Genomic DNA, 6,488 nt, shown 5'->3' with positions numbered 1-6,488 from the left:
ATTCAAAGAACGGCAACATCAACAGCGAGGCCACCTTATGGAGCCGCTTATTGAAACCACTGTTGCCAATCATTGCCGGCACCATATTATGTGTCCACATATAATTGATGGCATGGAACTGGTTGCCTTGCAGGCTACATATTTTAAACAATTGCGGATTTGGTGTAAGATGGAGCTTTGCTCCTGGGTTTGGGGGAACACGGTGGAAATGGCTTCAGCAAAGCCTTTCAGATTCTATACAGGCGATCAGGATATCCTGTACCCCTCTGTTTTGCAGGTCAGTGAGTACGCTTAACCAAAAATTAGCTCCTTCTGTTTCATTGGTATAGCAGCCTAAAATTTCTTTTCTCCCTTCCATAGTAATGCCCAGAATATTATATACGCAGCGGGTAATGATTTTACTATCCTGCTTTACTTTATAATACATGGCATCCAGCCATACAATACAATATAGAGGGTCTAATGGACGACTTTGCCATTCCGATACTAACGGTATCACTTTATCGGTAATAGCTGATAATGTAGCAGCAGAAATATCTGTGTCGTAGATGTCCTTAATATGAGCCGATATATCCCTCAAACTCATCCCATGACCATACATCCCGATAATTCTTTGCTCTAAACTTTCTGCTAAAATAGTCTCACGTTTACGCACCAGCTGCGGTTCAAATTCACTGGATCTATCCCGGGGCGTCGATAAATCAATGATCCCTTCGGCAGTTTTTAATTGCTTGGTATTATAACCATTTTTACGATTGCCTTTAATGCGTTGCTCCTCATCAAGGTGATCTCCCAATTCAGCCTGTAAAGCCGCTTCCAGGAATTCTTTTAGCAAGGGAGCAAAAGCTCCATCCTTGCCAAACAAACTTTTGCCCGAACGAAATTGCTCAAGGGTCTTTTTCATTAATGCTTCGTAATCGAAGGCTTCTTTTTTCTTTTCCATAAAAAAACTGTGTTTTAAAGTTCCTAAATCATTTTAGAACTTTGACACAGTTTTTTTACAGCCTCTGTTTTTGAAAATTTGTCCAGTTTATAAGTGGTTGATACAGCGTTATACTTGTGAATTTTACTATACAGCGGACAAATGACTTATTATACCAAACTTTCTACAAAAAGCAATTAAGCTGCTTATCGACTTTTCAACACGCCTAACATTTTGTTTCGTGCTGCAAATTCTAATGCTGTAATGATGGGCATACCATCTTAGCTCACTGCTCAGTTAGGATTCTATTTCAGTAATAGCTTCATCGTCTGAATCCAAAATCTTTTTTGATTCTCCTGCCGGTAATTCCTGAACACCTCGAAGTTTGCGTTCGATGGCTCTGGTACGTACTTCAGATGTATCAATCACATTCGTAGCTTCAATGAGTTTCTTTTTGGTTTTGGCCAACACATCACCAAACTGGCCAAATTCTGTTTTCACTGCGCCCAGTAAATCCCAAACTTCGCTGCTTCTTTTTTCAATAGCTAATGTTCTAAAGCCCATTTGTAAACTGTTCAGCAGTGCACTTAATGTGGTTGGGCCTGTAATCGTAATTTTATAGTCTTTTTGCAGTTGTTCAAACAAGCCGGGAACCCTTAAAACTTCACCAAATAAGCTTTCATAAGGTAAAAACATAATGCCATATTCGGTTGTATTCGGTGGGTCAATGTATTTTTCTTTGATGTCTTTTGCGTTCTTTTTAATTCCATTGATAAATGCCTTTCGGTATTCATCAATTTTTTCAGCATCCCCTTTTTCATAAGCATCCACTAATGCTTCATAATCTTCTTTCGGAAATTTTGAATCTATTGGTAACCAAAGTGTTTTCTCTAAATTGTTGCCATGGGGCATCTTAATAGCAAATTCTACTACAGCACCGCTTCCTGATTTTGTTTTTACATTCTTCTCATATTGCTCATTCGTTAATAAATCTTCAATGATGTTCTGTAATTGGTATTCTCCCAAAACACCTCTTGATTTTACGTTGCTCATTACTTTCTTCAAATCGCCAACACTCACCGCTAAGGTTTGCATTTCGCCCAAACCTTTGTGAACGGCTTCTAATCTGTCGCTTACCTGTTTGAAGGATTCACCAAGGCGTTTTTCCAAAGTTTCATTGAGTTTCTCATCAACGGTTTTGCGCATCTCTTCTAATTTTTTCTCATTGCCTTCCTGCATGGTTTTTACCGATGTTTCTAAAGAAGATTTGAGTTCAGAAATTTTTTCGCTGTTAGCGGCGTTTTGTGTTTGCTGACTTCTTTCAAACGCTGTAAACTGTTCTTTTAATCGTTCTTTGTAATCTTTTAAAGCATCGTTTAATTCCCGCTTAAACACATCCAGATTTTCTTTTAGTTCCGTTCTGCTTTCCTTGCTGTTACTGTCTATGCTTTTTTGAAAGGCAACTAATTTTTCTTCAAAAGTTTTGCGGATGGCTTCTAACTTTTCTTCGTTGGATTTAGTGAGGTTGCCTAATTGTTCCGAAAAAGTTTGTGTAAAATTGTTGAGTTGTTTGCCGATTTCCGTTCTTAAACCTGTTGCAGTATCGGCACTTTCTCTTCGATTGGTAACAAATTCATCTTTCAGGTTTTTCTCGGTGTCTTTCAAATTGGAAATCATGTTTCCAATAGAAATTTTTATTTCGTGTAATGCATTTCCCACAGTTTGCTTACCTGCTTTGAGGGTAAGCACGATGTTTACGATGATTAGTATCGCAAGAACGGGAAGGAATATGTATAGGATTAACATCATTATTGATTTAATTTTTTATTGCGTTTTGCAGGAGGCAAAAAGTTTTCATTGGTGATCACTTTTTTTCATTTCAACATTCTCTAAATTTAGATAGACAGGAATTGCACTGTTTTGTTGAACTCAGCTTAAAATTATCTTTCACAAAATACGAATTTATGTTTTCCATATATCAATTTAAGGGTTATTCAGGAAAAGTTCGAGGCTGCGGAAATGTATTTGTGAAAGCACCATTTGCTTTTATAATAAAACAGGCACCTAATCTCTAATTTTAATTTGACTGCAAAAAGGAGACGCATACAGTTTCCTGCACCTTACAACCACCTGCCCACCGCTCATGCAAGTATATGCAATTTTAAATCCATCCCGGCTAAGCAATGCTCAATGCTTGTACATTTGCAGGCAATGGCTATTGAAGCAATACATATTCAAGCATTTTTATCATTGGCACAGCAACATCCGGTGTTTGATGTGAGAAGTCCGGCAGAGTTTGAACATGCGCATATTCCACAAGCATTTTCGTTGCCGCTTTTTACCAACGAAGAAAGGACTATTGTAGGTACCCACTATAAACAAATTAACAAACAACAGGCCATTAAAACGGCACTACCATTTTTTGCACAGAAAATGGTGCCCATGATTGAAACGGTTGAAAACATCTTGAAAACAAATAACAACATTCAATCAACTGTTTTAGTGCATTGCTGGCGTGGCGGCATGCGCAGTGCAGGTGTAGCATGGCTGTTGAATTTATATGGCTTTCAGGTATATACATTGCAGGGTGGATACAAGGCCTACCGGCAATGGGTGTTGCATCAGTTTGAAAAAAAATATGCATTACGCGTTATTGGTGGTTATACAGGCAGTGGCAAAACAAAAATACTACAACATTTGGCACAGCTCAATTATCCGGTGATTGATCTGGAAGGCATAGCCAAACACAAAGGCTCGGCCTTTGGCGGCTTTCAAACAACACAACAACCTACACAAGAAATGTTTGAAAACCTGTTGGCCAACGAATTGTACTTACTTCAACAGCAAAACCAGAATCAAACAACCATTTGGCTGGAAGATGAAAGCCAACGCATTGGCAACATTAATTTACCCATACATTTTTATGAACAAATGAGGGTATCGCCTGTTTTCTTTTTTCAAATACCTTTTGAAGAAAGGTTAAATGAACTGGTTGAAACTTATGGCAATGCACCAAAGGAAAAAATTATAAATGCCATTATACGTATTAAAAAAAGGTTGGGCGGTTTGGCTACCAAAAACGCTATCAATTTTTTACTGGAAGACAATATAAAAGATTGCTTTGCTATTTTATTGCAGTATTATGATAAAGCCTATACCAAAGGATTGTATAACAGAGCGCATGTTGAGCAAATGGTTACAAAATTAGATGCCCCATCTACCAATGCGAGCAACAATACTTATTTACTGACTACACTACTAAAAACAAAACAGAATGACTGATAGTATTTCCGTTAAATTAACTGCATATTCGCATGGTGCAGGCTGTGGCTGCAAAATAGCACCGCAGGTATTGGATCAAATTCTGCAATTGAACGTAGCGGCACCAGACAATCAAAAATTACTGGTAGGCAATCATCAAAAAGATGATGCAGCGGCATACGACCTGGGTAACGGTACCGCATTGATTAGTACCACCGATTTTTTTATGCCCATTGTTGATGATGCTTTTTCATTTGGAAAAATTGCAGGCGCCAATGCCATTAGCGATGTATATGCCATGGGCGGAAAACCCGTTTTGGCTATTGCTATTTTAGGATGGCCGGTTGATAAAATACCCGCCAATGTTGCACAACAGGTAATAGAAGGTGCCAGAGCCATTTGTAAAGAAGCCGGTATTCCATTGGCCGGTGGACACAGCATAGACAGCCCCGAACCAATTTTTGGTTTGGCCGTAAATGGATTGGTAGCTATTGAGCATTTGAAAAAAAACAGCACTGCACAAAAAGGTGATGTTTTATTATTAACCAAACCTTTGGGTATTGGTTTACTCTCTACAGCTCAAAAAAGAAATCTTTTAACGGAACCGGATTTACAGTCAATGATACGGCAGCTTACACAATTGAATAAAGCAGGAGAAGATTTAGGCGCATTTACCGCAGTTCATGCGATGACCGATGTAACCGGCTTTGGCCTATTGGGACATTTGGTAGAAATGTGTGAAGGAAGTAAGCTTTCTGCAGAATTGTATTACAGTAAGGTTCCGGTGTTAAGTAAAGCAAAAGAATACATAGCCATGAAAACCATACCCGGCGGCACTAAAAGAAACTGGGATAGTTATGGACATAAAATTCATTTTTCTAATCAAATTAATCAGGATGAAGCTGCCATTATTCTACCGGACCCACAAACCAATGGCGGTTTGTTAATTGCTGTTGCAGTAGAAGGCCTGTCTGATGTGCAACAATTATTGCAATCGCATCATTTATATGCCGAAGTAATTGGAACAATCACAGATAAAAAAGATGATGTAGTTACAGTACTTGAATAAAAGTAACAAATTAATAAACAATAAAATAAAATTAAAAAGACAATACACATAGCGGTATTGCCTTTTTGTTGGTTGAATTTATAATTTTTCGTAGAGTTTCCTTAGCTTATCTCTGGTCATAATTTTTTCCCAGTCTTTACCCAGTGCGTTTTCCCACAGAGGTTTCATTCCCATTGATACATCCATCATGGTTTCCAACTGTGCATCGGTAAGGCCTTTGCAAATACCGGTTGGAATTTCAACTTTGTTTTTTTCAACCATCTGCTTAAACTCAGCAACTCCTTCCGGATAATATTCTTCCAAATGGTTCATTACAATACAATTACCAATGCCATGTTTTGTTCCTAACAAATAACTTAAACCATAACTTACGGCATGTGCTACACCCACTTGCGAATAAGCAATACTCATGCCACCGGCATAAGAGGCCATCATTAACTGGTTATCGCTTTCATCATCCCACACCTCTTTTTCTAAAAAAACTTTTTGGCAAAGTTGCAAGGCTTTTTCGCCGTAACTTTTACTAAAATCATTTAAATAAGTACCCTGTAAACTTTCTATACAATGTATGTAACAATCCATTCCTGTATAAAAGCGTTGATTAACCGGAGCGTCTTTTATTAGTTCCGGATCAAGTACTATTTGATCAAACGGAGTAAAATCAGAATTCATTCCCAATTTACGGGTGGGGCCGGTTAATACTGTTGTTCTGGAAACTTCGGCACCAGTACCACTAAGTGTAGGAATACCTGCTTTATAAACGCCGGGTAATTTTACCAAATCCCATCCTTGATAATCTGCTGACGATCCGGGATTAGTCATCATTAACGATACCGCCTTTGCTAAGTCCATGGTACTACCACCACCTATTCCTATTACCCCGCTAATGGTACCAAATTCATTTTTTAATTGTTGAGCCAGCGCATCTACCTGCGTTGTTTTTGGCTCATGGGTAACATCTACAAATATCACTCTATCTTTTCCTCTTAAGGGTATTCGGTTCACCAATGATTTACCATTAAAAAAATGATCCACTAAAAATACCATTGGTGCATCACCTTTCCGTTGCGGTGCTAAAATTTCATCTAACTGATTAAAACTGCCACGGCCATATACTACATAGCCAATCATTTTAAAATTTCTGAATTGCATACTTATAATGCTTTACGGGGTTAAGCCGGTGCTATCTTTTGCAACCCGAAAGCTATACAAAGATATCATCTGCGTTTGAAAAAT

Annotated in this window: 4 protein-coding genes and 1 pseudogene; 2 read left to right on the top strand and 3 right to left on the bottom strand. The window is 38.2% G+C overall.

From position 1 onward, the window contains the following. Positions 1-126 precede the first annotated feature (126 nt). Together A0F92_RS08505 and rmuC are read right to left on the bottom strand one after the other, a co-directional pair. Positions 127-943 (bottom strand): annotated as a pseudogene (locus A0F92_RS08505) (IS256 family transposase); the annotation flags it as partial. Between the two features lie 276 nt (positions 944-1,219). Then, positions 1,220-2,671 carry a DNA recombination protein RmuC gene (gene rmuC, locus A0F92_RS08500; protein WP_253810302.1) on the bottom strand — a complete coding sequence of 484 codons (1,452 nt, stop codon included), beginning with the start codon at positions 2,669-2,671 and terminating at the stop codon, positions 1,220-1,222. A 441-nt stretch (positions 2,672-3,112) separates the two neighbouring features. On the opposite strand from rmuC, the gene mnmH reads away from it, so the two are divergent. After that, positions 3,113-4,204 carry a tRNA 2-selenouridine(34) synthase MnmH gene (mnmH, locus tag A0F92_RS08495; protein ID WP_167516940.1) on the top strand — a complete coding sequence of 364 codons (1,092 nt, stop codon included), beginning with the start codon at positions 3,113-3,115 and terminating at the stop codon, positions 4,202-4,204. Further along, positions 4,197-5,252, top strand: coding sequence for a selenide, water dikinase SelD (selD, locus tag A0F92_RS08490; RefSeq protein ID WP_068244271.1), 1,056 nt, complete (start codon positions 4,197-4,199; stop codon positions 5,250-5,252). Before mnmH ends, selD begins: the two co-directional genes overlap by 8 nt. Positions 5,253-5,330: 78 nt before the next feature. Here selD and A0F92_RS08485 read toward each other — a convergent pair whose 3' ends face one another. Continuing rightward, on the bottom strand, positions 5,331-6,404 hold the full coding sequence (locus A0F92_RS08485) for an iron-containing alcohol dehydrogenase family protein (RefSeq protein WP_068244268.1): 1,074 nt from the start codon (positions 6,402-6,404) through the stop codon (positions 5,331-5,333). Positions 6,405-6,488 lie beyond the last annotated feature (84 nt).

Source organism: Hydrotalea flava (assembly GCF_001623405.1).
GTDB classification, from domain to species: Bacteria; Bacteroidota; Bacteroidia; order Chitinophagales; family Chitinophagaceae; genus Hydrotalea; species Hydrotalea flava.
The sequence above is the reverse complement of the archived record's forward strand: the minus strand, read 5'-3'. Positions and strand labels throughout refer to the sequence as shown.

What these genes read in the sequence shown, in the direction of transcription:
- selD (WP_068244271.1), top strand. Translation starts at nt 4,197, where the DNA reads ATGACTGATAGTATTTCCGTTAAATTAACTGCATATTCGCATGGTGCA.
- A0F92_RS08485 (WP_068244268.1), bottom strand. Translation starts at nt 6,404, where the DNA reads ATGCAATTCAGAAATTTTAAAATGATTGGCTATGTAGTATATGGCCGT.
- mnmH (WP_167516940.1), top strand. Translation starts at nt 3,113, where the DNA reads ATGCTTGTACATTTGCAGGCAATGGCTATTGAAGCAATACATATTCAA.